The 24,731-nt window shown below is 48.9% G+C and carries 26 protein-coding genes and 2 pseudogenes; 5 read left to right on the top strand and 23 right to left on the bottom strand.

Features of this window, described 5'->3' with window-relative positions; genetic code table 11:
- Nucleotides 1–21: 21 nt before the first annotated feature.
- Together ACQ86O_RS17010 and ACQ86O_RS17005 are read right to left on the bottom strand one after the other, a co-directional pair.
- A complete protein-coding gene (locus tag ACQ86O_RS17010; protein WP_431222090.1) occupies nucleotides 22–540 on the bottom strand; it encodes a hypothetical protein in 519 nt (172 codons plus the stop codon).
- Between the two features lie 161 nt (nucleotides 541–701).
- On the bottom strand, nucleotides 702–2,081 hold the full coding sequence (locus tag ACQ86O_RS17005; protein WP_431225757.1) for a nucleobase:cation symporter-2 family protein: 1,380 nt from the start codon (nucleotides 2,079–2,081) through the stop codon (nucleotides 702–704).
- Nucleotides 2,082–2,704: 623 nt separating this feature from the next.
- On the opposite strand from ACQ86O_RS17005, the gene ACQ86O_RS17000 reads away from it, so the two are divergent.
- Nucleotides 2,705–3,226: an NlpC/P60 family protein gene (locus ACQ86O_RS17000; protein WP_431222089.1), complete on the top strand. Its 522-nt coding sequence runs from the start codon at nucleotides 2,705–2,707 to the stop codon at nucleotides 3,224–3,226.
- Between the two features lie 44 nt (nucleotides 3,227–3,270).
- Here the strand turns inward: ACQ86O_RS17000 and ACQ86O_RS16995 are convergent, their stop codons facing one another.
- The 3 genes and pseudogenes from ACQ86O_RS16995 to ACQ86O_RS16985 form a co-directional block, all read right to left on the bottom strand.
- Nucleotides 3,271–4,296: an ABC transporter permease gene (locus ACQ86O_RS16995; RefSeq protein ID WP_431222088.1), complete on the bottom strand. Its 1,026-nt coding sequence runs from the start codon at nucleotides 4,294–4,296 to the stop codon at nucleotides 3,271–3,273.
- Between the two features lie 17 nt (nucleotides 4,297–4,313).
- Complete coding sequence (locus ACQ86O_RS16990; protein WP_431222087.1) at nucleotides 4,314–5,798, bottom strand: sugar ABC transporter ATP-binding protein; 1,485 nt, start codon at nucleotides 5,796–5,798, stop codon at nucleotides 4,314–4,316.
- A gap of 64 nt (nucleotides 5,799–5,862) precedes the next feature.
- Nucleotides 5,863–6,789, bottom strand: a pseudogene (locus tag ACQ86O_RS16985) (sugar ABC transporter substrate-binding protein).
- Between the two features lie 505 nt (nucleotides 6,790–7,294).
- Between ACQ86O_RS16985 and ACQ86O_RS16980 the strand changes: the two are divergent.
- Nucleotides 7,295–8,137, top strand: coding sequence for a class I fructose-bisphosphate aldolase (locus tag ACQ86O_RS16980; protein ID WP_431222086.1), 843 nt, complete (start codon nucleotides 7,295–7,297; stop codon nucleotides 8,135–8,137).
- Between the two features lie 87 nt (nucleotides 8,138–8,224).
- Here ACQ86O_RS16980 and uraH read toward each other — a convergent pair whose 3' ends face one another.
- A complete protein-coding gene (gene uraH, locus ACQ86O_RS16975; RefSeq protein WP_431222085.1) occupies nucleotides 8,225–8,629 on the bottom strand; it encodes a hydroxyisourate hydrolase in 405 nt (134 codons plus the stop codon).
- Nucleotides 8,630–9,037: 408 nt separating this feature from the next.
- Here uraH and uspF point away from each other — a divergent pair, with 408 nt between their 5' ends.
- On the top strand, nucleotides 9,038–9,472 hold the full coding sequence (gene uspF, locus ACQ86O_RS16970) for a universal stress protein UspF (RefSeq protein WP_431222084.1): 435 nt from the start codon (nucleotides 9,038–9,040) through the stop codon (nucleotides 9,470–9,472).
- Nucleotides 9,473–9,567: 95 nt separating this feature from the next.
- On the opposite strand, the gene umuC is transcribed toward uspF, so the two are convergent.
- The 10 genes and pseudogenes from umuC to ACQ86O_RS16920 form a co-directional block, all read right to left on the bottom strand.
- Nucleotides 9,568–10,839: a translesion error-prone DNA polymerase V subunit UmuC gene (umuC, locus tag ACQ86O_RS16965; RefSeq protein ID WP_431222083.1), complete on the bottom strand. Its 1,272-nt coding sequence runs from the start codon at nucleotides 10,837–10,839 to the stop codon at nucleotides 9,568–9,570.
- A complete protein-coding gene (umuD, locus tag ACQ86O_RS16960) occupies nucleotides 10,839–11,261 on the bottom strand; it encodes a translesion error-prone DNA polymerase V autoproteolytic subunit (RefSeq protein WP_431222082.1) in 423 nt (140 codons plus the stop codon). Before umuD ends, umuC begins: the two co-directional genes overlap by 1 nt.
- Nucleotides 11,262–11,450: 189 nt before the next feature.
- Nucleotides 11,451–11,915: an anti-virulence regulator CigR family protein gene (locus tag ACQ86O_RS16955; RefSeq protein ID WP_431222081.1), complete on the bottom strand. Its 465-nt coding sequence runs from the start codon at nucleotides 11,913–11,915 to the stop codon at nucleotides 11,451–11,453.
- A gap of 195 nt (nucleotides 11,916–12,110) precedes the next feature.
- Entirely contained in the window at nucleotides 12,111–13,304 is a 1,194-nt protein-coding gene (locus tag ACQ86O_RS16950; RefSeq protein WP_431222080.1) for an MFS transporter, read from the bottom strand.
- A 429-nt stretch (nucleotides 13,305–13,733) separates the two neighbouring features.
- Nucleotides 13,734–13,883 (bottom strand): hypothetical protein, encoded by a 150-nt coding sequence (locus ACQ86O_RS16945; protein WP_431222079.1) that lies wholly within the window; start codon nucleotides 13,881–13,883, stop codon nucleotides 13,734–13,736.
- Nucleotides 13,884–14,192: 309 nt separating this feature from the next.
- Nucleotides 14,193–14,792 carry a LuxR C-terminal-related transcriptional regulator gene (locus ACQ86O_RS16940; RefSeq protein WP_431222078.1) on the bottom strand — a complete coding sequence of 200 codons (600 nt, stop codon included), beginning with the start codon at nucleotides 14,790–14,792 and terminating at the stop codon, nucleotides 14,193–14,195.
- 996 nt (nucleotides 14,793–15,788) lie between these two features.
- The gene (locus ACQ86O_RS16935; RefSeq protein ID WP_431222077.1) at nucleotides 15,789–16,079 is read right to left on the bottom strand and encodes a fimbrial protein; all 291 of its coding nucleotides are present in this window, start codon (nucleotides 16,077–16,079) and stop codon (nucleotides 15,789–15,791) included.
- A 52-nt stretch (nucleotides 16,080–16,131) separates the two neighbouring features.
- Nucleotides 16,132–16,779 (bottom strand): hypothetical protein, encoded by a 648-nt coding sequence (locus ACQ86O_RS16930; RefSeq protein ID WP_431222076.1) that lies wholly within the window; start codon nucleotides 16,777–16,779, stop codon nucleotides 16,132–16,134.
- Between the two features lie 649 nt (nucleotides 16,780–17,428).
- A pseudogene (locus tag ACQ86O_RS16925) lies at nucleotides 17,429–17,674 on the bottom strand (hypothetical protein); the annotation flags it as partial.
- Complete coding sequence (locus tag ACQ86O_RS16920) at nucleotides 17,671–17,805, bottom strand: phage holin family protein (protein WP_431222075.1); 135 nt, start codon at nucleotides 17,803–17,805, stop codon at nucleotides 17,671–17,673. The gene ACQ86O_RS16920 and the pseudogene ACQ86O_RS16925, both read right to left, overlap by 4 nt.
- 251 nt (nucleotides 17,806–18,056) lie before the next feature.
- Here ACQ86O_RS16920 and ACQ86O_RS16915 point away from each other — a divergent pair, with 251 nt between their 5' ends.
- Nucleotides 18,057–18,527: an AraC family transcriptional regulator gene (locus tag ACQ86O_RS16915; protein WP_431222074.1), complete on the top strand. Its 471-nt coding sequence runs from the start codon at nucleotides 18,057–18,059 to the stop codon at nucleotides 18,525–18,527.
- A 218-nt stretch (nucleotides 18,528–18,745) separates the two neighbouring features.
- On the opposite strand, the gene tolA is transcribed toward ACQ86O_RS16915, so the two are convergent.
- The 6 genes from tolA to ftnA all read right to left on the bottom strand — a co-directional run bounded on the left by tolA (nucleotide 18,746) and on the right by ftnA (nucleotide 23,095).
- Nucleotides 18,746–19,201, bottom strand: a complete 456-nt coding sequence (tolA, locus tag ACQ86O_RS16910) for a cell envelope integrity protein TolA (RefSeq protein WP_431222073.1) — start codon at nucleotides 19,199–19,201, stop codon at nucleotides 18,746–18,748.
- Nucleotides 19,202–19,560: 359 nt separating this feature from the next.
- Nucleotides 19,561–19,911 (bottom strand): hypothetical protein, encoded by a 351-nt coding sequence (locus ACQ86O_RS16905; RefSeq protein WP_431222072.1) that lies wholly within the window; start codon nucleotides 19,909–19,911, stop codon nucleotides 19,561–19,563.
- Nucleotides 19,912–20,583: 672 nt separating this feature from the next.
- Entirely contained in the window at nucleotides 20,584–20,925 is a 342-nt protein-coding gene (locus ACQ86O_RS16900; protein ID WP_431222071.1) for a YebY family protein, read from the bottom strand.
- A 69-nt stretch (nucleotides 20,926–20,994) separates the two neighbouring features.
- On the bottom strand, nucleotides 20,995–21,876 hold the full coding sequence (copD, locus tag ACQ86O_RS16895; RefSeq protein ID WP_431222070.1) for a copper homeostasis membrane protein CopD: 882 nt from the start codon (nucleotides 21,874–21,876) through the stop codon (nucleotides 20,995–20,997).
- 3 nt (nucleotides 21,877–21,879) lie between these two features.
- The gene (gene yobA / locus ACQ86O_RS16890; protein WP_431222069.1) at nucleotides 21,880–22,263 is read right to left on the bottom strand and encodes a CopC domain-containing protein YobA; all 384 of its coding nucleotides are present in this window, start codon (nucleotides 22,261–22,263) and stop codon (nucleotides 21,880–21,882) included.
- A gap of 319 nt (nucleotides 22,264–22,582) precedes the next feature.
- A complete protein-coding gene (gene ftnA, locus ACQ86O_RS16885) occupies nucleotides 22,583–23,095 on the bottom strand; it encodes a non-heme ferritin (RefSeq protein WP_431222068.1) in 513 nt (170 codons plus the stop codon).
- A 364-nt stretch (nucleotides 23,096–23,459) separates the two neighbouring features.
- Here ftnA and ACQ86O_RS16880 point away from each other — a divergent pair, with 364 nt between their 5' ends.
- Nucleotides 23,460–23,693, top strand: coding sequence for a DNA polymerase III subunit theta (locus tag ACQ86O_RS16880; RefSeq protein ID WP_431222067.1), 234 nt, complete (start codon nucleotides 23,460–23,462; stop codon nucleotides 23,691–23,693).
- A 26-nt stretch (nucleotides 23,694–23,719) separates the two neighbouring features.
- Here the strand turns inward: ACQ86O_RS16880 and pip are convergent, their stop codons facing one another.
- On the bottom strand, nucleotides 23,720–24,673 hold the full coding sequence (gene pip / locus ACQ86O_RS16875) for a prolyl aminopeptidase (protein WP_431222066.1): 954 nt from the start codon (nucleotides 24,671–24,673) through the stop codon (nucleotides 23,720–23,722).
- Nucleotides 24,674–24,731 lie beyond the last annotated feature (58 nt).

Raw genomic sequence — 24,731 nt, 5'->3', positions numbered from 1 at the left:
ATCAGAGAACCTTTTGCTGCATTATTTTTTCTGGCGTTGAGCCTCAAACCAGACGCCACATTGTGACAAGATCAGCGTATCAGGATCTTTCACCAGAACGTTATCGCCCGGGATCCCTTCGCTACCCTGATCGGTGATGCCAGGCACGCTCACTTCCTGATGTTGAATAATCACTCGCTGCACCGACGGGGTGCTGATGCCCAACACCGGGAAATCGACATAAGAGTTTTCGCCAGAGTTGTCTTCCACAAACTCTTGCGCCTCCACTGTGCTGCTCGTCACACCCAGATTACGCAGTGTCTGATTGTTCCAGGTAAAGCTGCCTGCCTTATAGCTAATGTTGTTGCCGATCAGTTGCTGCGCCTGCTTCTCATCCCAGCAGCCCACGGTTTGGGTAGGGATAATCTGGGTAATGCTCCAGTTGCCAAGCAACTCTGACGGGATCGGGGCTGGGGCTGGAGCAGCCCAGGCGACAGGTAACGACAGCGCCAATAGCACTGTCAACGGTACGATTCGTTTACTCAGGACGGGGAATGACATGGAACGGCTCCTTAAGTGCTACAAAGCTAGCAATGACGTTAACCACTTTTCCAAGACTTTACTCAAGCCACCGGCCTTTGGGCAAGCGGTGTTGAGGTTAACGTGAAATTAAAACCCGCCAGCGTTGTCCACCATCCTGTTGGGACGACTTTACCAGCAGATTATCCGTTGCTGGTAACGTCATCCGCACCCGGTTTTTTCTCTGGGTGATAGCCATTAAAGTAGAGGTTCAGCAGCACTGCGGCCACCGATGAGAGCAAGATCCCGCTATGCAACAACGGTTGCAGGCTCGCTGGCATCTGGGTAAAGAAATCGGCTGCGACTATCGGGATCATGCCAAGCCCCAGGCTGATGGCGACAATATAAGCGTTATACCGGTTGCTGTTGAAATTGACCTTGGCCAGGATCTTGATCCCGGTCGCCAGCACCATGCCAAACATTACAATGCCTGCACCACCCAGGACAAATTGTGGAATAGATGCCACCAGAATAGACATTTTCGGGATCAGGCCAAACAGCACCAGGATAGCCCCCGCCATGACGCACACCCAGCGGCTGGAGACCTGGGTAATACTGACCAAGCCAATATTTTGTGAGAAGGACGTATGCGGGAAAGTATTAAAAATGCCCCCGATAATGGTGCCCATGCCATCAACCCGCAGCCCACGCACCACATCCTGTTTGGTTGCCGGGCGGCCAACAATCTCGCCCAGCGCCATAAACATGCCCATCGATTCAATAAAGACGATCAGCATGACGATGGTCAGCGTAATGATTGAGGGCAGGTCAAAGGTTGGCCAACCAAAGGCAAATGGGCGCACGATGGCGAACCAGGCGGCATCATCCAGGCCAGAAAAACTGACTTCCCCCATACATAACGCCACCATAAAACCAAAGCCAATCCCCAGCAGCACGGAAATATTAGAGATAAAACCTTTGCTGAACCGCGTGATTAACAGAATAAAAATCAGTACCAACAGCGATACCCCAATATAAGCCGGACTACCATAATCGGCATTTCCACGGCCACCGGCGGCCCAATCAATGCCTACGCGCACGATACTCAGGCCGATAGAGGTGATCACAATTCCCGTGACCAGGGTTGGGAACAAGGGCATCAAACGGCCAATGAGCGGCACCAGCGCCGTAGTGATAATACCAGCGGCAATGGTGGCACCAAAAATGCCGGTCAGACCGATCTCGGGGTTGGCACCGATAGCCAGCATCGGCGTGACGGCTGCGAAGGTCACCGACATGATGACGGGTAAACGAATGCCGGCAAAACGGCCTATCCCGACACACTGCAACAGCGTAACAACGCCACAGCAAAACAGGTCGGAACTGATCAGATAAGCAATCTGTGGCTTATCCAAACCCAGGCTGCCGCCAATCATCAGCGGAACGGCAACGGCCCCTGCGTACATCACCAACACATGCTGAAGCCCCAAGGTAAAAAGGTGGGCAATGGGTAACACTTCTTCAACTTTATCTATCGGCTTTTCAGTTTTCTGCGCTTTTTCGTTTGGCAAAACACCGTTCATGTTGGTCATGAAACATCACTCCTTTACGGCCTTATTCAGGTTGCACCACTTTAAGGCTACGATTTGAGGGCGGCTTCAAATGCGCATGCATATTCTGTGCAAGGGTTGGTCGCGAGCGGGTGATATTGGGGGGTGTGATGTGTAAATGAGAAAAAGGTCACAAATGGCAGACGATAAGTTTAGCTGTGCTTAACATTCTGTTTTGCTAAAAATAACATTCCCCCCAGCAAGGGAACTGCAGCCTTAAGCCTGGCTGATAAAATTACCAATATGATTTCCGTTACTCTCAATTTGATACTGCACAACGTCATTCTGAACGCATCGGTGAAGCCAGCAATAGTTTTCTGCTACCCACCATGTTGCAACTTTGCTTATCAAAACTCTGCGGCGGGAGCTAATCCTTTGATCGCTATTCATTAGCGCTATCTCAGCGCCAACTAACACCCTTTCATCAAAAACAACGCTCTGATAACAGGCATGATTGAGGTCAATAATTAGCCAGGTAACGATTTATTTTTAACCGCAACCTGTATAAATTGTCGCCACTCACAAGGAATGAGTCAGGCACTGCGGCCACTCCATCGCACGGATAGACGTTCAATTTTTTCTTTCAGATGTTATTTATGTTCAAACTTTTTACTTCTCTTATTGCTGTTTTGTCACTTTGCATGACTTTTTCTGCTTCGGCTTATTCCGGTTTCGGTCTGTTTCGCTCATCGTCATTGCAACACCAGGTAACTCATTATGAGTCCAACCATAATAATACTCAGGCACTTAAAAAAATCCTGACTCATTATGATCAATGGGAAGGCGTTCGTTACAAGTTTGGAGGGAATTCACGCAAAGGCATTGATTGCTCTGCTTATATGCAGCGCGTGTTTAAAGATGAGTTTGCCGTCAGCTTACCGAGAAGTACCGGTGAGCAAATGAAATTGGGTTCCCGGATCCGCAAAAATGATTTACACACTGGTGATTTAGTCTTCTTCAAAACGTCCAGGCATACCCGCCATGTCGGGATTTATATTGGCAAAGGCCAATTCATTCACGCGTCCAGCAGTATGGGGGTCACCGTTTCAAGATTGGATAATACATACTGGGGCGCGCATTACGAACTGGCACGGCGCATTAATGGTCAAGGTGTTTAAATTGGCCCAACCGCCGGTAAATAATACCGACGGCCAACAAAGCTTCACCGTTTCTTGCGGTTACGGCGCATGTCGATAGCCACGGCCGCCACGATAATAATGCCTTTGATAATGTCCTGAATATAGGAATCAACACCGATAAAGGTGAAGCCGCTTTTGATCAGGCCGAGGATCACCGCACCAATCAAGGTGCCGGTAATGCGCCCCACGCCCCCCATCAGGCTGCTGCCACCGATTACCGCAGCGGCAATGGCGTCCAGCTCATAAGATACCCCCATGCTTGACTGCCCACTACTGACACGCGCTGCCAATACCACGCCAGCCAAACCCGCCAGGCCACCGGCGAGGGTGTAGACCGTCACCAGATAGTGATTAACGTTAATACCGGAAACCTTGGCCGAGGTCATATTACCGCCAATGGCGTACACGTATTTACCGTAGCGCGTATGCTTCAGGGCGATATGAAAAACCACGGCCACCACCAGGAAGATGATCACCGGCATCGCGCCCTGCCCGATAGCCGTGAAACCGTCTGACAGAAAACTGACTGGATTGCCTTTGGTGTAATACTGCGCCAGGCCGCGTGCGGACACCATCATCCCCAACGTGGCAATAAACGGAGGAATACCGGTGCGGGTGATCAAAAAACCGTTGATAAACCCACACAGAATACCTACGCCAATCCCCGCCCCAATAGGGATCGCGGCAGGCAGATCCAGCAGGCCTGGATACATTGGCGAAATACTGTCGGCCGTTTGCGCCAGGCTGGCCGCTACAACTGCCGTCAGGGCAATGAGCGAGCCGGAAGAAAGGTCGATCCCCGTGGTGATAATAACCTGGGTGACGCCCACCGCGATGATGCCGATAATCGACACCTGTAAAACGATCAGCAACAGGCGGTTCGGGTTGAGCAGGAACGATTGATCGCGAACGAACCATCCTAGCATTTCAAATATCAGCGCGATGCCAATCATGACGATAAAAATACCGGTATCTTTTGGCATCTTGCCGCTCAAGCCGGCAAACAACGCGATTTTCCTCGGCTGTGTTTCTAATTTTACGTTACTCATTAACATCCACCTTTGCGTTATTCCGAAGCCAGCGCCATGATTTTCTCCTGGCTTGCCTGTGCTTTATCCAGGATCCCGGTGATACGCCCAGCGTGCATCACCATTACGCGATCGCTCATACCGAGTATTTCCGGCAGTTCGGAAGAAACTAAAATAATGGCGACGCCGCGATGGGCCAATTCGCTAATCAACCGATAAATCTCCGCCTTCGCCCCCACATCGATACCGCGCGTTGGCTCATCAAGGATCAATATTTTCGGTTGAGCGAGCAGCCAGCGAGCAATTAATACCTTTTGCTGATTACCGCCGCTGAGGTTATTAATAATCTGATCCATGGTCGGGGTTTTGATATTGAGCTTTTTAATCTGCTCCATGCAGTCTTTGGCCATTTGCGTATGGCTGACAAAACCGTTCTTGCTGGTATATTCGGACAAATTAACGATGCTCATATTCTCCACCACCGACAGCACCAGAAACAGCCCGGACTTTTTACGATCCTCGGTCAGGAATGCCAGCCCCAGCTCAATGGCTTTTGCCGGTGAATTGACCTTCACCGGTAAACCTTCAATAAAAACTTCGCCGCTCTCTGCCGGGTGCATACCGAAAAGGCTTTCCATCACCTCACTGCGCCCTGCGCCCACCAACCCGGCCACCCCTAAAATTTCGCCGCGTTTCACGGCAAAGGAGATATCGTGAAACCAGCCTGCGCGGCGTAGCCCGGTTACGCGCAACACTTCCTCGCCAATATTGTTATTGAACTTGGGGAACATCTGGGTCAGTTCACGCCCGACCATCATGGTAATCAGCGACTGTTTGGTCAGATTCTCGGTTTTATCACTGGCGATGGCTGCCCCATCGCGAAATATGCTCACCTCATCGGTAATGGCAAAGATCTCATCCATCTTGTGGCTGATATAGATGATGCCTTTCCCCTGCTGGCGCAGTTCACGAATAATAGCGAACAGATGCACCACTTCCCCTTCGGTTAACGCTGAGGTGGGTTCATCCATAATCAATACGTCGGCGTTATAGGACACCGCTTTGGCAATTTCCACCATCTGCTGGCTGGCAATACTCAGATCGCCTAATAACGTTTCCGGTTTTAACTTGATGTTTAGGCGCGCCAGCAACTCACGCGTCTGGCGGTTTAATTCATCGTGATTAACAAAGCCCAACCTGGCGGGTTCGCGGCCCAGCCAGATATTTTCTGCCACCGTCATATGCGGCACCAGGTTAAGCTCCTGGTGGATCATCGAGATCCCTGAATGCAACGCCTCCAGCGTATCGTTGAACGTTACCGGCTGCCCTTTGATTTTAATCGTTCCGGCATCTGGGCGATAAATGCCGATTAAACATTTCATCAACGTCGATTTACCCGCGCCATTCTCACCCATTAACGCATGCACGCTGCCCGGTTTGATTTTGATCGAAACATGGTCCAATGCTTTTACACCCGGGAACTGTTTGCTGATACCTTCAGCCTCAAGCACATAGGGATACATAATGATCTCCTCCGCCGTGATCTGTTCGCCCCTTTCACAAGGAAAGGGGACGAGTTAACGTCAATTACTTTTTATTCTTGTCGGCGAAATCTTGATAGTTGGCTTTGGTGATCAACTGATAGGGGATCATGACGCTGCTTTCGACCTTTTCACCCTTCACTAATTGGATCGCGGTTTGCACCGCGCCTTCCCCTGGCCTTGCGCATCCTGGAACACGCTGAGGCTCAGATCCCCCTTCTTGATAAACTCCAGTGCATCTGGCGTGCCATCGACCCCCGCCACCAGCACACCGGTTTTTTCGCCTGCTTCAGCGCCAGAATGGCACCAATGGCCATCTCATCATTATTGGAGGCAATAGCGTCAATCTCCTGGCCAGAGAGGATCCAGTCGGTTGTCACATCCACCGCTTCTTTGCGGAAAAACTTGGCGGTTTGCTTATCGACAATATGGATACCGGGATATTGCGCGGCCACCTCCTCCACGCCGCGAGTACGGTCTCGCGTAGCTTCACTGGAAAGCTCCCCCAACAGGATCATTACGTTACCCTTGCCATTCATCAGCTTGGCCAAGGCTTCCATTTGCAGCTTCCCGGCCAGTTTAGAGTCTGAACCCACATAGGCCATTCCAGCAGGAAGTGCGATTTCTGGCCGCCGATTGACGAACACCAGCGGTATTCTGGCGTTTTGTGCCAGCTTGATCATCGGCTTCACCCCTGGGTATCAACGGGATTGAGAATAATGGCATCCACGCCTTGGCTAACGAAGTTCTCTACCTGCTGGATCTGCTGCGCGATATCGCCCTTGGCATCCTCAAACTGGCCGTTGACGTTGCCTTCCTGCTTCATTTTGTTCTGCATGGACTGACGCAGGATTGTCAGGAAGTTGTCATCGAAATAGGCCATCGACACGCCGATCTTGATATCTTTGGCTAACACCGTGGCTGGCAACAGGCACATCAGTAGCGAGGTGACGAACAGTTTCTTCAGCTTCATGTTCTTTACCCTTTAATAGTTAGAGTGAAGAGACCTGTTGATTTGATGGAATATGAAAAATATTTTTTACATCAAAACAACAGATCGCTTGTGATTATCGCCTTAACACCCTGGCCTACGCCGTATTCCACCGTCATAAAGGCCGTTTAAAATGGTTTGCTATAAAAATTAAATAGATTAAAAACAGTTAGTTGATAATTTATGGTTTGCTTCCCGTTAAGATGACAATCCATTCGTTAAACGTTTGTTTCAAAATTTACATTATTGAAATTTTTAAACTCAAACAAGCGAAACATGTGTTTTGGAATAGCCAAATAACAAAAATATGACAGGGATCTAACAAATGACGACAAAATCACCACTGGCATTGGCCTTTACTGCCTCCTGAATGCCTTGGTTTTACGTACCCAATATGTGGCTGCGGGCGCAATTTACACATCCTTCCTGTCGTTATCGCAGCCGCTCGGTAATACTGAACTGAACTACAGTGCTCGGAGGAATTGGCATGTCATTAGGCAGCAAAGTACGGATGAATCGTTTGTTTAATCAGGGTAAATGTCTTGACGTCGCCATCGATCACGGCATTGCCAATGAACCTGATTTCCTGATTGGCCTGGAAGATATTGCGCAGGTGATGCAGCACCTGGTGGCAGCACAACCCGATGCCATTCAGGTTAACTTTGGCCAGGCGGATTTGTTACAAGGCCTGCAGCAACGCCAGAAACCGGCGTTAGTGATGCGCACCGATGTGGGTAATGCCTATAATGCCGCGCGCCACCGTGAAATGTGGGCGGTGTTGCATAACCCGGAAGAACCGATATTGGCCGCGTTACAGATGGATGCCGCAGCGGTGGTGGTAAATCTGTATCTGATCCCCGACGAACCCGGTATTTTTCGCCAATGCGTGGAAAACATCGGCCGTCTGCGCCATGTCTGCGATCGTTACTCTATGCCCTTGATGGTCGAACCCTTGGTGATGGCCCCCGCCGGTCAGGGCGCGGCCTATGGTTCACTGGGTGATGTAGAAAAAATGGTACCACTGGTCAGATTGGCTCGGGAATTGGGGGCAGATATCATCAAAGCCGATCCCACCGAGCGGGTGGAAGACTTCCACCGCATTGTAGAAGCGGCCCGCTGCCCCACGCTGGTACGCGGCGGGGGCAAAGGCGAATTGTCGGCGGTGCTGGATAAGTCTGCGGCATTGATGGCGCAAGGGGCCAGCGGCATGGTGTATGGCCGTAACGTCTATCAGCACAGCAATCCATCACGGGTGGTTTGTGCCTTGATGGCCATTATTCATCAAGGGGCCTCGGGGCAACAGGCGCTAGAGATTTATCAGCAAGGCTAATGCGGCTGGAGTATTCTTCTTGATACAAAAAACCCCGGGTGATTACCGGGGTTTATTTAAATTAAATGAGAAACCGATTTTTAGCCATCAACTTCCCCGGTATGTCGAATAACCATATTGGCTCAATAAAAGAGGTATATGCAATTTCTGGTTTTTGGTTTCCACTTTAAAAATAACCGGCACTTCCGGGAAAAAGGTCTGTTGTCCAATACCGGTAAAATAATCCCCGGTCTTGAAGGTCACTTTATATACTCCCACATCCATATCTTTTCCTGCCGGATAAAGTGAGCTGATGCGGCCGCCCTCGTCCGTCACTGCCTCCGCCAGACGTTGCCAACGGTGACCTTCCTGCTTATCCAGCTCAACGGCAACGCCCTTTGATGGCAGCCCGGTTTGCTGATTGAGAATATGTACGCTTAGTGGATTGTTGGGCTCAGCCGCCACCACCGAAAAACTCAACGACGCGAAGAGAATGGGCATTAATATTTTCACAGGCACCTCCATTTTGTATACAAGCCATGACAATACCAGCTAAAACCGCCAAAAAATTTATATAACAAAAAGTTTAACTTTCGGCATTTATGCCCGATTAACGACGCAGGAATATAGCGGTAAAATTGGTGTCAATCTTGAATTATTGCCCTTGATTTAATTAACACCTCATCTGAAAAAACCGCCGCGATTTCATTGGCTGCGCTGCTGCGGCTTAATTTTTCAGTTGGCAGCCTTCACATCATTGCCGCCGTACTTCCTTGGCCGTGCAGATACGCCAAAAGTGAGGGGCAACGCTCAATCCAGCACATTTTTTGACTAAATTTCAATAAGTTTGAACACCATCACTCATGCTATTTGAAAATAGGAGATACACTGAAATTGGACATAAAACAGACAGGAGTTTGTATGTACCATACTATTTTAGTACCTATCGACATCTCAGATGCTGATTTAACACTGCAGGTTATTCCACACGTAGCAGCACAGGTCAAAATCAATGATGCTATGGTCTATTTCATGACGGTGATCCCTTCGGTGCCTTATTATACGGCTTTGGGGCTTGCCTATTCGGGAGAGGTACCAGACAAAGATCAGTTCAGAAATGAAGCTTTGGCACAACTTTCTGAAATTGTAAATAAATTCAATATTCCGGAAGACAGAGTGAAAAAACACATCACTACTGGCTCCCCTAAAGATCAGATATTGAAATTTGCCGACTCGATTAGCTCAGACTTGATTATCATTGCCTCACATCGCCCCAGCATTACTACTTATCTGCTGGGTTCAAATGCTGCAGCCATCGTCCGCCATGCTCAATGTCCCGTACTTGTAGTGCGGTGATCCTGCCTTCACGTCAGGCCTGAAACCCGCAAGGATGCGGGTTCTGGTCACATTTTAAGCCCTCGGTAAAACCGGACCTCACCTGCCGGTTCAAGTCAGTAAACTATCGCCTTCGGCAGATCGCTGACCCGGGTGGTGTATGCAGGGGAAAGCAGTTCACGCTTCATGGCCCACACCTGATCGGTTCCCTGCCCGGCAAACCACAACTTTGCCCTGCCCGAGTGATTGATCTGGTCCATCACCTTCATCAGTTTTTCACTACCAAGCCGCGGCTGACATTCATCGAACAATTCAAGCTGCGCGATACCCTGGCTGCAAAAGTCCTGCAACATCACACCACCTTTATCAAAACGATGATCGGGCCGCCAAATCACCTCCAGACAGCGCATCGCCGCAGCGATAATATCGCGGGTATCTTGCGTCGGCGTATTCAGTGTTACATTGGCCGAATTGCCGTAGTAGGGTTCATTGGTCGCGAAGGGGCTGGTTTTGATCCATACGCTGACGTGTTGGCAATACTGCCGTTGTTGCCGAAGTTTTTCTGCCGCCCGAGTAGCATACAAGCAGATCGCCTGGTGCATATGCTCATATTGCGTTATGCGTTCACCAAAGCTCCGGCTGCTGATGATTTGCTGCTTTGTTGGTGCGAACTCTTCCAGCGCAAGGCAAGCTTCACCACGCAGTTCCCGCACCGTTCGTTCGATCACCACGCTAAAGCGTTTACGTATCATTGTGGTACTGGCGTTGGCCAGTTGCAGGGCGGTTTCGATGTTGATCATATTCAGCTTTTTTGACATCCGCCTGCCAATGCCCCAGACCTCTTCTACTTTCACTTTATTCATTAAATTACGTTGGCGTACCGCGTCAGAGAGATCGACAACGTTGCCGGTCTGAAGGCTCCATTTTTTGGCGGCAAAATTTGCCAGTTTGGCAAGCGTTTTGGTCTGCGCAATCCCGACCCCGATCATCAGCCCGGTATCTCGCCGTACTTTGGTCTGAATTTTCCGCCCGAACTGTTCCAGATCGGTGCAGTGGCCCACGGAGGTCAGATCGAGAAAACTTTCATCAATGGAGTAGTTCTCAGTGCGTGGAACCAACTCTTCCAGAGCGAACATCACCCTGGCAGACATATCGGCATACAGCTCGTAATTGCTGCTAAAAGCGACGCCACCGGCGCGTTCCAATTGCTGTTTTATCTTGAAATAAGGGCCACCCATCGCCAGCCCCAACGTCTTGGCCTCTTTGTTACAGGCGACAACACAACCATCGTTATTTGATAGCACCACCACCGGGCGGCCCCGCAGATCCGGGCGCCAGAGCATTTCGCAGCTCGCATAGAAGCTATTCACATCCGCCAGGGCATACATTATTTAAGCCTCGTGATAGTCGAAACCACGACCCCGACGATCGCAAGTTCATCACTATCTTCACGTAGCGGAATTGACTGGTATTTGGGGTTCATCGGCTCAAGCTGCGCGACTGGCCGCAGGCATAGCCGCTTCACGGTGAATTCCCCCGCGACGCTGGCAATCACTATGTCACCGTGTTCAGCACCGATGCTGCGATCGACAACCAGCATCGAGCCATCCGTAATGCCCGCCTCCAGCATGCTTTCACCGGAGGCGTATAGAAAGTAAGTCGCATTCGGGTGGCTGATGCAATACTCGTTGAGGTCGATCCTGGCGTGGATATAGTCCTGTGCCGGGCTTGGAAAACCCGCTGGCACCTGGTCAGAAAACAATGGAGTGAACAACTTTTCTGGTGTTGGGGTTGGAACAAAGTATTTCATGGGGCAGACCTCTATACTGTTTTTTTATACAGTATAGAGGTACAGAATGACGGGTGAAAGACCGATTTATACAGTGAATGGTATGGGTATGATCGCTAAGGAAAGAAAGTGAGTCGTTTGCCGTTCCAGACCTGGGCCTACCTTCCCTTCACATAACGAGCCCCGGGTTCACCCGAGGCTCGTCACCCACTAATCAAATACGCCATTGATAACAGAAGCAACAATCGCCGTGCTTAACGCTATCAGGACCAGATCATTACCTGCAATACGCCACTCGTAGCCAGGATAAACAGGTAGTTGCCCCAGCATTGAGGCCGGCACCATTTTCTTGGCGATCCCCGGAGGTAGTGGCTTGCCACGCGCCAGGTTTTTCGCTATGCCGGGCGGTAAAGACTGATACCCCGTGAGCCCGTAGTTTACGGCGAGAGAACGCACCCGGTCATAAGAGACATTTACGGACACCAAATCATCATGGCTTCCCTTGGATTTCTTGCTTTTATCTGAGTTCCCCTTTCCATGACCATTATCATGGTTAGCAGAGTTGCCATGCCCTGCTCCATTGCCATTGCCTGGATTAGCCATAACCGAAACAGAGGATAACGATATAGACAGGCTCAACGCGAGTGCGATGGCCGACCAACGGCGCTTGGACATTTTAAATTACCTTTACGATAGGCGACTCGTTGAATTTAGTCTCCACTCATCCTATAAACAACATGGATTCATCTTATATTCACTTTGATTATGACGAATGCCGAGCTATACCCAAGCTTTGGCTGGCGGTTGGAATGACCAGCCTGATAACAGGCGAACCCTGCGGGTTGCCGGAAGCTCAGGAAAATCACCCACTCAGGATTGTTGGTATGACGAAGGAGCCAGTCTCATCCCTATCAAAGTGAGGATGCAGATAATTGCGCCAGCATAGAAGGTGGATGCCGCCCCCCAGGTTTCCCATAAAACACCAGCGCCAAGGCTGGCCAGCAACAGTGCCACACCGCTCATCAGATTAAACATGCCGAATGCCGTACCGCGCAAATCTACTGGCGCGGTGTTGGCGACCATCGCGGCCAACAAACCCTGGGTCATGCCCATATGGACCCCCCACAATGCCACACCGCACAAAATCCCCATCCAATGGTGACTGATTGCCAACACCATATCCGCCGCAATCAGCACCAGCAGCCCTGCCTGCAGCATACCGCTGTGGCTCATTCGATCAGAGAGCTTACCGAAAGGGTATGCTGAGATAGCATAAAGCAGGTTCATCGCAACCATGACCAACGGGATCAAAGCCAAGGGGATATCCATTTGTTGCGCGCGCAGCACAAGAAAAGCCTCGCTGAAACGGGCTAGTGTGAATACGGCACCAAGCCCGACAACCCACCAATAGGTTCGCCCCAATCGTCCGAGGTTCTCCCGGCTGATAGGGTTACTGCGCTTATGCTCAATGGGGGTTTTAGGTTCCTGGAGCCCGAAGAACAGCAAAGCAATGGCCAATACTCCTGGTATCACCGCCACCCAGAAAATCGCCCTAAAGTCATCGTGCCACAGCAGCATCAGGCCAACAGCCAGCAGTGGTCCCAAAAATGCACCAACAGTATCAAGTGACTGGCGCAGACCAAAGGCCGCCCCGCGGATTTCTGGTGGAGTGACATCGGCCACAAGCGCGTCACGTGGAGCTCCTCGAATGCCTTTACCCACGCGGTCAATCATGCGTGCGCCAAACACCAGACCTGAACTGGACGCCATTGCAAACAGCGGTTTACTCAACGCCCCCAGCCCATACCCTAGCATGGCCAAGCCTTTACGCTTCCCCAGATAATCACTGAGGACGCCGGAAAAAACCTTGATGACTAACGCGGTAGCTTCGGCAAGCCCCTCAATTAAACCAATAATGATGACGCTCATCCCCAATGTGGTGACCATAAACAACGGCAACAAGCTGTGGATCATTTCGGAGGAAACATCCATCAGCAAACTGACACCACCAAGCACCCATACGCCTTTAGGGATAAGGCCGAGCGTTGAAAAACGTGAGAACATCGTGTCGACTCCAAGAGCAAAGGACGCCAATTTTACCCATCAGTCATTAAACCAGTGAGTGACATCTTTTATAAGTCGAAAATGAAAATAATTATCAATTACTCTGGAGTTTTAGGCACCGATAAAGCCGAGTTTATTACTATTCGATCCTATCGGAAGCAGTAGTTGGGTTCAGTTAATAGAAGTGGATAGAGCGATAAATGCCGTTGTATTGGCCCTTAAGCGCAGGATATTACCGCTACCGGGTTCAGACTGCGCATTAGCGGACACCTCGTAACACCGCTACCTGATATACACCAGAGAATCACCCTGTAAATGGCCAAGTTACTGAGGATACAGGACAATACTTATTTTTCAGCTTTTTCCTATTGACGGTATTGATTTAAAATTAACCGTAAGCTACGCTTATGTTTCGGGTTCAGCGGTAACTCAAAAAAGGATACTGTTGCCGGTGGTTGCACCAAACCCGAACTCTTCTATTGCCATATCCCCTTCGGCGGCCAGAAACGCCAGCGCCACCAGTGGTGCTGCCAATGACACTATGCGACATAACCGGTCGGAAAATGCCATCGTACGCATCAACAGCGGCGTCAGTCATGTTGAACAAATATCAGGAACCGCTAAAGCGGCCTCATCAGCGAGGCCACATGAGCGCCAGAGGCTGGGGTGATGTTTACGCTTGCGTAACTTCTCTTTCTTGCTGAGGCAATACATTTATAATCAGCCTGTTAGCAAACGAGAAACGATAAAAACAACTGCCTTCTCTTATATTGCCAGGGTTGTAATTGTTAGCATCGTAACCGTGCTTATGGCACCCAACCCAGAACATTGGGTGCCAGCATTCATAGGCAAAATCACTTCTCGACATCATTACTTTTGAAAAAATTTTCAGCAGATCGCCGAAGGAAAACGCTTAATTCCTGTCTTGCGTAGAATATTTGATTTGTGCGCACTGATCGTTTTCTGGCTGCGCGACAGCTTAAAGGAAATCTCTTTATTAGAGGCCCCTTCCAGGTACATTTTCAGGATCTCAATCTCACGCCGGGTTAGCCCCACCGACTCACAATAGGCATCGTCAAGCAGGTTGAGCTTATCGTATCTGAGCGTGCTGACATCCCACGAGTAACAATAGCCACCCGCAATGATGATGTTAATCGCATTAAGGAAAAAATCTATCCCGCTTTCATATTCGATGATGCCGCGGATATTAGTTAGCTGGCTGAAAAAACGGAATAGCGGCTGATCTTTTTTAGCCAGGATCAGTGCTGGCGCATTGGATAGTGATAACAACCGATTAAAGTTATTAGCGGGTATATCCACCAGTTTTTTACTGTCAACAATACAGATGTCAAAACTCAGCGATGTAGAAAACTTTTTGTAATCAGTGGGATTTCTTACCTCAACGGAGGCTTCAGGATAATTATTCTTAATGATGTGTAGAATGCCTAGGCTCTCTATGTTTTCTTCCCCAAAATACAATATATTCATATAGGTTCAACCTTGAAATTTATTTAAACAGAGTGAAAAAGTGCTTCGATCCCTTGTCTCTAGAACATTTCAGGGTGATACGAGTCCGGTACAGCACGCCCATTAAGATGATAAAAGTGCACCACAAACTCCAGACACACCAATATCGTTTTGAAGTAAACCCAATTCACGAACATTAACGTTGCATTCCGTTAAGAAAAATCCTAACCCAAAAAAAGCAAGAAAGAACCATTAACTGATAAAAGCATTGTATTTAGATTTAAATTCTAAATATAATGATTATTATGAAAAAATTAATGACAAAATTCCTGCTAACGGAGTTAATGGCAATGGTTCTTTTGTACTGTATTCAACTAATTGAATAACGTTCTTATAACAAATCATCCCCATGCGTTAATTCCATGAGGTGGGTCAGTCAGAAAGAGGATTAAGTAGAGAGAAGTTTCCACCCCACTGAAAAGCATTTAACACTATAGGCTGTTACGCTTTATCAGGGATATCCCCACAAGGATACCCAGGCAGGGGCTCTCTAGATGTTAAGAGGAAAGGAAAGAGCACAATAACGCAGTGAAAGGCCGAATATGAAAATTCGGGCCATCATAAATCAATGAGATAAAAAATACCGGGCACAATGCCTTTATATGCCAAATCATCAAAACCATGACCGAACACCATGATTATTCAAGTGAGCGATACCATGTCGCTCCAGGCACGCTCATGCTGTTACCCAATCAACGAGACGATGAACTCTACACGCCAGATGATCCAAAAGTGAAACAGCCATAGCTCTTTTATGCAGACAGCCCAGTATTCTTTGCGGCAATAAGGCGGGACTGCCTAAACTTTCGTTAGCAACGTGCAGGCCTCACCCCGGTTTTCCCACTGCCACATAGGGGACCTACACGGCATTATGAACGGGTAACGGTTACCGTGGTAGTTTTCCGTCATCGCCCTTGATGATAAAATGGCTGTACCGCCAAACGGCATGCTGACCGATTAATCGTATAACATGGTGAACGTCAGAACCCCATTCGCCGTGCCAGGCGTGATTTTGTCTCCGGTCTGGTAATAACGCGCTTTTAGCGGCACAGTGAATCCACCACCTGAAGATGAAGCCCCAACGGAGACATCGGAACCTAACGGCATCGGTTGGTCATTATAAAGCAATTGGATCCCTAAGCCTGAAGCAGCATCATTGCCGCCAACGGTATTGATCACGCCTCTGGTGGCATCATAAATATCGCCTTCCATCTTAACGCTGACTTTCGTTCCAGCATTACAGGTCATCGGTAAATTGAAAGAGCGAGTGTGTGCATCTCCCGGCGTGGAGCCTTTGCCATTAAAAGCTTTTTTCTACATTTTTCATATCGACAGGTATCGACCCATTTATCAGCCTACAGGCTGGCGTGGTGACTGTGAACGCATTGATATTGACGGCAACCTCGGGAGATTTCCAAAGCGCCAAGTTATTCAACAAGACCAATGAACCGACGTTTCTTGCCATTACCGTGCCGGACCCCGTTTCAGGAGCCGTTTTATAAAATGTCACGATGACGTTTCCGCTTAACGAGGGAGTGATCATTCCACTGGTGTTCTCACAGAGTTTTGCTGTGTCCACCAGGCCACGAATTGTATTGCTACCAGTCACGTTTGCCGAACCAGGGGCACAATTCGTTGTTGAGCCAGAGATTGCATACCCCACGCCATCGACATTGGTTTTATACACTCGACGTCCAGCAATCATGGAATCAAAATCCCCTACAGCTTTGACCCCAAAGGTCTGGTTTGTGAGAACCCCGTCAGAACTATTCCAGCAGTTAAATGCATTAATGGACGGCGTCATAACTTGTGTACCAATCACAGCCCCCACAGGGAGGTCACGTGGAATGGTGATATTCTGTGGAGAAATCGTGGTAGTGGGAGTAATGGTTGAACAATCCCAGGCCAGCGCTCCAGAAGACCATCCTCCCAGCGCCAGAAATATCATACAAGTTAAAATCCGATACATTTATTTTACTCTCAAGATTAATGATTCTGCGTAGAAACAGTTGGCTATTTGTCAGAAATTCGCGCTATGCGGATTTAATTTAGATCAAAGCGGGTCTGCCGTACCCACATCAACCGCGCAAGCCAAAAGGTGTTTTAAACAAAGGCGGGAAAATCCATAAAGCGTCTCTTTTCGATGTGTCATCTTCGGTTTTTTAGCGCCAACATCTCATGTTCCGCTGTGAAATTTACAGAAAATAATTCCAGATGGCACCGCAAAAGTAATGAATTTATAATCCCCCCATAAAAATGGTCGTTTTTATCGCTTCTTACAGCAACAAAAGGAAAAAACGCCAGATTGTGCATGAAAAACAATCATAAACACCACGCAGTGTGATAAAAATGAGCTTTAAAATCATAATAACTCATAGATATAAATTAATGATCTGAGTTTTCTTGTTGCTAAAATATTAAAAAATAGCAAGGAGGGATTTTTCTTAGGTAATATTCAAGCCCGTTTAACAAAGCATATTACTTTGAAGAGCTCTAATTTACCTGATTAGCAGTAAAGAAACATCGGCGATGCCTTATTTCTTTGTCATATGCTGCCTACACGCGTAGGAAAGAAGGTGATGGAATGGATTTTTCAATTGCTGACGTAATTGCTGTTGCTGCAACAGTTGGGTGCTCATCAGCGCACGATTCTGCGTATCCTGGGTTTGTAAAGTGCTAATCAACCCAGCCTGCTGCGCCAGCGATTTTTGTTGTTCACGCAGTTGCAGTTGCGCCGCCTCCAGCCGCTGATCCAATATCGAGCTATACCCCGCCAGGCAGATCATTGCCACCCACAGCAGCAACAATCCCCCTTGGGTCAGTTTCTGCAACCAGGCGCTCATGCGGGGTAATCCTTAAAAGTTAACTGGAAGATAGTGAGGGCCACACCACCACACATTAGCCCTTCGAAAATGGTTTCTTTCCAGCCACTGCCGGAATAAGCCATCCGTAATACAGCCATGACGATAGCCATGATGACGACGCCGATCGGAACGTCACCACGCCATCAGTTCGCAAGTACTTCGCTAAAATCTGCCCAATTATGGGGATTGCTTGGCATTCTCATTACCTCCCCCTGCCGGGGCTTTGCCCGGTCGCCGGGTGATAAAAAGGCCACGCGGTAGCGCAGCCTTGATTGGTGCCAGGTAGCTTCTGGCGATGTATTACCCTATCTGATATCGTTATTTACAGTGAAAAGTACAAGCCAAATAAGGAGACACCATCATGTTTGACGTCAACATCATGAAATTGGCATCGATGCGCATCATCGGTCTGCCTCACACTGGTTCCTACAGAGAAATCAATCAGACTTTCACTGAGCTATATCAACTGGTGACTAACCGTCAGCTTTTTCGCACCGGTACGCTGGTTGTGGCTATCTATTACGATGATCCGGATGTGACACCGGTCGAAAAACTGCATGCTTTTGCCGCCATTTCTGTCCCTGCGGATGTCCCAGCCGAAGCGCCACTCTTAGAGCGAGCCACTCCCGGCGGCGATCATGCTGTTTTGGTTTTCCAAGGACCTTATGCTGGACTGCATGATGCATATAAATGGTTGTTCGAGACATGGCTACCGGGATCTGGCCATACAATGGGAAATGCCCCTCCCTACGAGGTCTATCTCAATGATCCTTCCAAGACTTCACCGTCTGAGCTGCTAACTGAAATCCGTGTGCCGCTTACTGAGGTTTAAATGGTTGCCGGCGCCCCCGGATGAGTTGGCGTTTGTATGTAGCAGTAGTGGATCACTTCCGTTGGAAAACACCACCAGCGGCTAGAATCTCCATCAGAATGCAAAAACCCCGCACAAGGCGAGGCTTCAGATACGAAAAAAACCACGCGAGATCGGTTCTTCAGGATGGGAATTTGATTGTTGCTCTAACCAACCGGGCTAAATGGCCGATGGTTTTATCACTCAGTCGCCATGGGCCTGAAGTCCAGTGTGAAATTTTTAAAAGCACTATAAACAACTTGTGATGGAGGTTTGGGAAAAGTGGTATTCGCTACTGCCTTTATAGCTGCACGACAAAGTGCAGGATCGCCATCTACAGCTTGGACATCCAAAAGCATACCATCCGGAGCTAGCCTGATTCTCAAATCGCATTGCTTACCTGCATATGATTTGACATCGTAAAAATTGCGTTGAATAGCGTCTCGAATCTGCGCGGCATACTCCTTTTCAGCCCCAATCAAGGGTGAATTAGGCCTGCCGCCGCTGAGGGGAGTAAAAAGATCATCAACATCGTTGCCAGATGGAGTGGTTTTAACCACTGATTCTGTTTTCACGCACCCCGATAAAAACGATGTGGCAATTACTAGCAGCAATGTTGGTAAGCCAATTTTAAATCCTACCCAAACCCTCTTCATGCTTTGTTCCTTATAGACTACCCACACCGAAGAGTAATAAATTAACAAAAAAATTCAGAAAATTAGAGTCGTTTCTTTCGTTCATGCATAGAAATGTAAATGAAAAAATCCTCGCCATTTCTGGTAATGATTGGATATTTATTTAATTGATCGTGGTTAATGTGGCGTTGTGGCTCGCATCGCAGCAGCGCCGACCGCCATCCCGATACACCCATTACTTTTATGCTCGGTAACCACAATAATAAGTCCACCGTTTCACAACACGAGATTACTCCTGTCGATGGACTTACCATTGTGAATCCCTATAAACGCAAAAACCCGCATAAGCGGGTTAGGTTATCTATTGCCGTTTGTGCGGCCTATTCCGGCATACCATCATCACCAAACACAACGCCACGTTGTTCCAACTTTTCGCGCGCTGCGTGATGCACAACTCCCCGTTTGCGTACATCAGACTCTAACAGCCTAAGCAGAGTTGATTGGCTGACATTGGCGTTATTCACCACCTCTATGCGTACGCCCCAAAACTTGTCATTGGCAAACTGATCTAAAATCTCAGCATCTGCATCCGGATTCATGGCCGCCACAGCGCGTATGGACTGATTGGGGTCAGTGACAAATGATGCAAGCTCAGCAGCATTAGCCGCACCACTGGCAGCAATGTAGCGAAGTTCCTCTTCGGCTTTCTGTTCAGGTGTCTTTTTAGCCATTGTTTCCTCATCTAAATGTGAAGTTCTACAATCAGCAATGGGCGAGACAAGCTTTTTGTTTAAGTTTCGCCGTATGCCGCTTTGAATATATCACTGCACACAATGCCTGTCTTTTAGCCCTGCCTCATACCTTTGGTTGAAATGGGCTTTAAGTATTGGCATAAAAAAACCGCACGATGGCGGGTTCTTTTGATGATAGTTCTTGAGGATTCACCACCGACGTTCCATGAGATCCGGAGCTTGGCCGGGCGACTGTATGAGAAAGAAAAAGGGAAGGAATTTGCGATGAAATTACCGGGCATAAGTCGGTAAAAATGACCGATAAATACCCCGGCATCGGGGGAAAAGCATGCGTAATGCTGTAAAAGCCCGAGTATAGAAATTCGAGCAAACTTCGATAATTAGCAAATTAATGATTATAAATCAACAAGATAAAAAAAGACCGAGTACGATTCCTATACTCGGTCTAGGGAAATGGCTCTTGGGAGAGAGCCGTGCGCTAAAAGTTGGCATTTTGTGCAAGGCTTGTTCAGCCATGCACCTTAAGAGTAGCTTAAGCCGCTGGTTTTGCCAGCCAACCACACAGTAAGTGATAGTTACAAGATGAAATTAATTACACACATCACGCAACCAATTGTTAACCTTTGAATTACTCACTGAGTTAACAAGCCATTACTCTGCACACAACTTTTCTGCCCTTACACGGAACGGCTGCACACTCATCTTCTGACCAGGGTTATCAGCATCGTCCAGCAGGATCACGTCCAGAGGTTGAGCACGTTGTTGCCCCTCTTTGACCTGTTGCTGCGCCGCTTCATTAAGTGGGTATTGCATCAGAGTGCTGTTATTGAGCACGAACAAGGCAGCGCCTTTGCGGCATTGCAGCGTGACTTCCTCTTTGGTGAATGCCCACTGTTTGCCGTACTCCAGCTTGGTGACATTAACCAGTTTATCTGCCGCCAATGCGCCCGTCGTCGTTGCCAACAGCGCAATACCAAGAATTACAGATTTCATTGTCATGGCCTTAAGTTGCGATTTGATTTAATTTTCCCGCAATCAGGGGGCATCCGGCAAGGCGCAATGTCATACCGGCGCATAAGTTGCAAATAAGCTCACCAGCAACAGGGCTGCGGAACCTAATGCCACCTCCAGCCAGCAGGCGATTGTTAGCCCACGCTGTGCCAGTGTTGGTGTTGTACGCATTGCAGGCACGATCGCATAACGATTTACCAGCGCCACCACCACCATCAATGCCACCAACGCAATTTTGAATAGCAGCAAACGCTGGTAATCAGAATCAATATCCAGCGGCCAATGGCCAAGGATAATCAGGCTGTTGGCAATACCAGTCAAAATGACCAGCGCCACGGCACCATGGCCCCAGCGGGAAAATCGAATCAACGTCGTGACCGCGTCCCGGCGATATTGCGACTGCGGCAGGTAACGCAAACAAACCAGTAACGGCAATAAGCTGCCAAACCAATACCCCGCCGCCAGCAGATGCAGCGCGTGATTGGCCCGGTGCAAGATGCCCAGAATGCCTTCCTGCATCACGGCATGGCCGATAAACGCCATATTGACCAGCAACAACAGTGAGCACAGCGCCAACGCTTGTACCCGCTTGGGAGCCGGGAGATACAGCGCCAACAGAGCTAACAGGGAAAAACCCAGATGCCAACGCCAGGCCTCGCCAAAAGTTGTGCCCAGCACAGCCCACCAAATGCTCAACTGCCAGGTATCCGCCCAGCCATCACCCATCAGGCCGGCCTGAACGGCTAGCATTAGCACGGCGGTAAATGCGCAGAGCCAGGTAGAGGCGAGCAGCATCGGGTGCAAATCGCGGATCACTATCGGGGAGAGGCGCTGCGGCGACAATAAGGCGGTGAACAGGCTGATGCCAAACATCAGCATCACCGCCGCAAAGTGCACAAAGCGACACAGGACAAACAGGGTCGCCAGAGTCATCGGTCAGTTTACGGTAAAGCTGTATTGGCCTTTGGTTTTATGACCGTCGACGGAAACTACGTGCCAGTCGACATTATATTTGCCAGCTGTCAGCTCACTTTCGATGGGTACATTGACCTGCGTATTGTTATGCGGATCCAGCCCCAATTTGCCGGTTTTTACCACAGCGTTGTTCGGGCCGGTCACTTTTACGCCGCTGAAGTTGGGTTCAATGCCTTCAGAAAAATTCAGTGTCAGCACTTTCGGAGCGGCGCTGACGGTTGTGTCTGCCGCAGGAGTTTGTACTTTCAGATGAGCGTGTGCCAATGCCTGCTGGGAAGACAAACCGACAAACAGCACGAAAACGGTGGAAAGCAGGCGATAGGATGAGCGAATTTTAGCGATCACAGAAGTGTCCCTTTATCATTAATGAAGGTGATAAGGGCCAAGACTGGTAATCGGAGCGATGTTTCCGCAACCTCAACCCCCACAGTACTTACGCCACAGGTAATCAGAGGAAGAGATCTTGCTAACTCACTGTTTTAACTCTCTACCATCCTGTAGCGTATCGCGTTAAATCATAACGGCGGTGAACCCGCAAGTCGAGCACATCACTAATATTTTGCAAGCTGGCAGCACATATCGCTATATAACCGCTATATAAGCAAGGCATAAAAAAATCGCGCCCCACTAGGTTACGCGATCTCTTCACTGCTTGGTATCAAGCTTAGCCGTTGCTACCTTCGCTGGCTGCGCCCATGCTCTTCAGATCTTTATCGATGAAGAACAGGCCCTTGCCACTGTTACCCACCAGCGCCAATTTATCCAGCACCGATTTGAACAGCTTCTCTTCTTCATGCTGCTCGGCAACATACCATTGCAGGAAGTTGAAGGTAGAGTAATCTTGCGTGGTCATGGCCACATGTGCCAGTTCGTTAATCTGGCGGGTGATCAGTTGCTCATGCTCATAAGTTTGCTGGAACACTTCTGCCAGCGACCCAAACTCTACCGGTGGAGCTGCGATACTGCCCAGCAAGGGCAACGCGCCAGTGTCACTCAGGTAATCAAACAGACGCTGCATGTGCTGCATCTCTTCCCGAGAATGCTCTTTCAGGAACGCGGCGGCACCTTCAAAGCCTTTATCGCTGCACCAGGCGCTCATTTGCAAATACAGGTTTGCAGAATAGAACTCCAGATTCAGTTGTTCATTCAGCTTTTTTGTCATTTCTTGCGTCAGCATGATGATTCCTTTTATTTTTGCAGGTCATGAATTTAATTTTTCCGCATTATGCCTTGGTTCACACAAAATAAAAACACTTGATTCACATTCATTTATTAAATGCGTAATTTTATATATTTTTCATAAAGTTATGATTAATTCTAATTTTACTTTTAATTATTATGAGAATCATTTACATCTTTATATTTAACCCTAAGGCGAATCATTCTTATTTAAGATAATAAATAAATTGCATTGCGTTTACAGCCTAAATAACCCTACTTATTATAATGAAAAACCGAGGGTGATGATCGACGCTTGCCAAGCGTGCCGCGGTAGATTACCTTTTGCGCTGATTTGATGTTGTAGAAAGAAGGAAAATAACATGGGTTACAATCTGGCAGAACTTCCCAAAGAAGAGATGGACAAGGTGAACGTTGATCTGGCCGCATCAGGTGTGGCGTTCAAGGAACGCTACAATATGCCGGTGATCCCAGAAATGGTGGAGCGCGAACAGCCAGCACATCTGCGGGATTATTTCCGCGAGCGTGTAATGCACTATCGTGCCGAATCACACAAATTCTCCCGCCTCCCGTACGAACCCAAAATGAAGTCGTAAAGCCTGCCCTGCGGCAGGCCTGCAGATTATTTGCCAGCAAAACGATCGGTAGCCAACATGAGATGGTGCAGGATACCTGGCTCATCAGTTGAGTGCCCTGCCCCTTCGACGATATGCAGTTCAGCCTCCGGCCAGGCTTTCGCCAGATCCCAGGCGTTTTGCACCTGGCAGGCCATATCATAACGGCCATGAACAATTACCGCAGGAATATGGCGGATCAACGGGACGTTTTTCAACAGTTGGTCATCGCTTTCAAGAAAACCCAGGTGGGTAAAATAGTGGTTTTCAATCCGGGCAAAGGCCAAAGCGAAGTTATCCTCACCAAAGGACGCAGAGGCGCTGTTAGGTAGCAAAGTGACGGTTTCACCTTCCCAAACGCTCCATAATTTGGCCGCTTCAAGCTGTACCTGCAAATTTGACGAAGTCAGGCGCTGGCGGTATGCCGCGATCACATCCTTGCGTTCTTCTGGTGAAAGGATAGACAGCACCCGCTCCCATTTATCTGGGAAGAAACGTGATGCGCCATCCTGATAATACCAACTGAGTTCCTGCTTACGCAGGGTGAAAATGCCCCGCAACACCATCTCGCTGACGTGCTGCGGGTGCGTCTGCGCATAGGCCAAGGCCAGTGTGGAGCCCCAGGAACCGCCAAATACCAGCCACTGCTCTACACCTGCCATTTTGCGCAGGCTCTCAATATCGTCGACCAGATGCCAGGTCGTGTTGTTGTCCAGGCTGGCATGAGGTTTGGAGCGCCCACAGCCCCGCTGATCGAATAGCAAGACCTTATAGCACTGCGGATCAAACAGTTGGCGATGATAAGGCGCGATGCCACCACCTGGCCCTCCATGAATAAACACCGCCGGTTTACCATTTGGGTTGCCACTCAGTTCCCAGTAGATCCGGTGCCCATCCCCAGTATCCAGCCAACCGCTGTCATAGGCTGCTAACGGCGGGTACAAACCTCGTAATTGTTCCATGGCGCTGCGTCTCTCTGTGAGTGATGCTTTCATCAAAGCTGATGCAGCTCATCAGGTC

It is taken from the genome of Serratia sp. L9 (assembly GCF_050632285.1).
Lineage (GTDB): Bacteria > Pseudomonadota > Gammaproteobacteria > Enterobacterales > Enterobacteriaceae > Chania.
Note: the sequence above shows the minus strand (reverse complement) of the source record. Positions and strands in the feature narration are given on the sequence as shown.

What these genes read in the sequence shown, in the direction of transcription:
- ACQ86O_RS17010 (WP_431222090.1), bottom strand. Translation starts at nt 540, where the DNA reads ATGTCATTCCCCGTCCTGAGTAAACGAATCGTACCGTTGACAGTGCTA.
- ACQ86O_RS17005 (WP_431225757.1), bottom strand. Translation starts at nt 2,081, where the DNA reads ATGAACGGTGTTTTGCCAAACGAAAAAGCGCAGAAAACTGAAAAGCCG.
- ACQ86O_RS17000 (WP_431222089.1), top strand. Translation starts at nt 2,705, where the DNA reads ATGTTCAAACTTTTTACTTCTCTTATTGCTGTTTTGTCACTTTGCATG.
- ACQ86O_RS16995 (WP_431222088.1), bottom strand. Translation starts at nt 4,296, where the DNA reads ATGAGTAACGTAAAATTAGAAACACAGCCGAGGAAAATCGCGTTGTTT.
- ACQ86O_RS16990 (WP_431222087.1), bottom strand. Translation starts at nt 5,798, where the DNA reads ATGTATCCCTATGTGCTTGAGGCTGAAGGTATCAGCAAACAGTTCCCG.
- ACQ86O_RS16980 (WP_431222086.1), top strand. Translation starts at nt 7,295, where the DNA reads ATGTCATTAGGCAGCAAAGTACGGATGAATCGTTTGTTTAATCAGGGT.
- uspF (WP_431222084.1), top strand. Translation starts at nt 9,038, where the DNA reads ATGTACCATACTATTTTAGTACCTATCGACATCTCAGATGCTGATTTA.
- umuC (WP_431222083.1), bottom strand. Translation starts at nt 10,839, where the DNA reads ATGTATGCCCTGGCGGATGTGAATAGCTTCTATGCGAGCTGCGAAATG.
- umuD (WP_431222082.1), bottom strand. Translation starts at nt 11,261, where the DNA reads ATGAAATACTTTGTTCCAACCCCAACACCAGAAAAGTTGTTCACTCCA.
- ACQ86O_RS16955 (WP_431222081.1), bottom strand. Translation starts at nt 11,915, where the DNA reads ATGTCCAAGCGCCGTTGGTCGGCCATCGCACTCGCGTTGAGCCTGTCT.
- ACQ86O_RS16950 (WP_431222080.1), bottom strand. Translation starts at nt 13,304, where the DNA reads ATGTTCTCACGTTTTTCAACGCTCGGCCTTATCCCTAAAGGCGTATGG.
- ACQ86O_RS16945 (WP_431222079.1), bottom strand. Translation starts at nt 13,883, where the DNA reads ATGCGTACGATGGCATTTTCCGACCGGTTATGTCGCATAGTGTCATTG.
- ACQ86O_RS16940 (WP_431222078.1), bottom strand. Translation starts at nt 14,792, where the DNA reads ATGAATATATTGTATTTTGGGGAAGAAAACATAGAGAGCCTAGGCATT.
- ACQ86O_RS16935 (WP_431222077.1), bottom strand. Translation starts at nt 16,079, where the DNA reads ATGACCTGTAATGCTGGAACGAAAGTCAGCGTTAAGATGGAAGGCGAT.
- ACQ86O_RS16930 (WP_431222076.1), bottom strand. Translation starts at nt 16,779, where the DNA reads ATGATATTTCTGGCGCTGGGAGGATGGTCTTCTGGAGCGCTGGCCTGG.
- ACQ86O_RS16920 (WP_431222075.1), bottom strand. Translation starts at nt 17,805, where the DNA reads ATGGCTATCGTCATGGCTGTATTACGGATGGCTTATTCCGGCAGTGGC.
- ACQ86O_RS16915 (WP_431222074.1), top strand. Translation starts at nt 18,057, where the DNA reads ATGTTTGACGTCAACATCATGAAATTGGCATCGATGCGCATCATCGGT.
- tolA (WP_431222073.1), bottom strand. Translation starts at nt 19,201, where the DNA reads ATGAAGAGGGTTTGGGTAGGATTTAAAATTGGCTTACCAACATTGCTG.
- ACQ86O_RS16905 (WP_431222072.1), bottom strand. Translation starts at nt 19,911, where the DNA reads ATGGCTAAAAAGACACCTGAACAGAAAGCCGAAGAGGAACTTCGCTAC.
- ACQ86O_RS16900 (WP_431222071.1), bottom strand. Translation starts at nt 20,925, where the DNA reads ATGAAATCTGTAATTCTTGGTATTGCGCTGTTGGCAACGACGACGGGC.
- copD (WP_431222070.1), bottom strand. Translation starts at nt 21,876, where the DNA reads ATGACTCTGGCGACCCTGTTTGTCCTGTGTCGCTTTGTGCACTTTGCG.
- ftnA (WP_431222068.1), bottom strand. Translation starts at nt 23,095, where the DNA reads ATGCTGACGCAAGAAATGACAAAAAAGCTGAATGAACAACTGAATCTG.
- ACQ86O_RS16880 (WP_431222067.1), top strand. Translation starts at nt 23,460, where the DNA reads ATGGGTTACAATCTGGCAGAACTTCCCAAAGAAGAGATGGACAAGGTG.
- pip (WP_431222066.1), bottom strand. Translation starts at nt 24,673, where the DNA reads ATGGAACAATTACGAGGTTTGTACCCGCCGTTAGCAGCCTATGACAGC.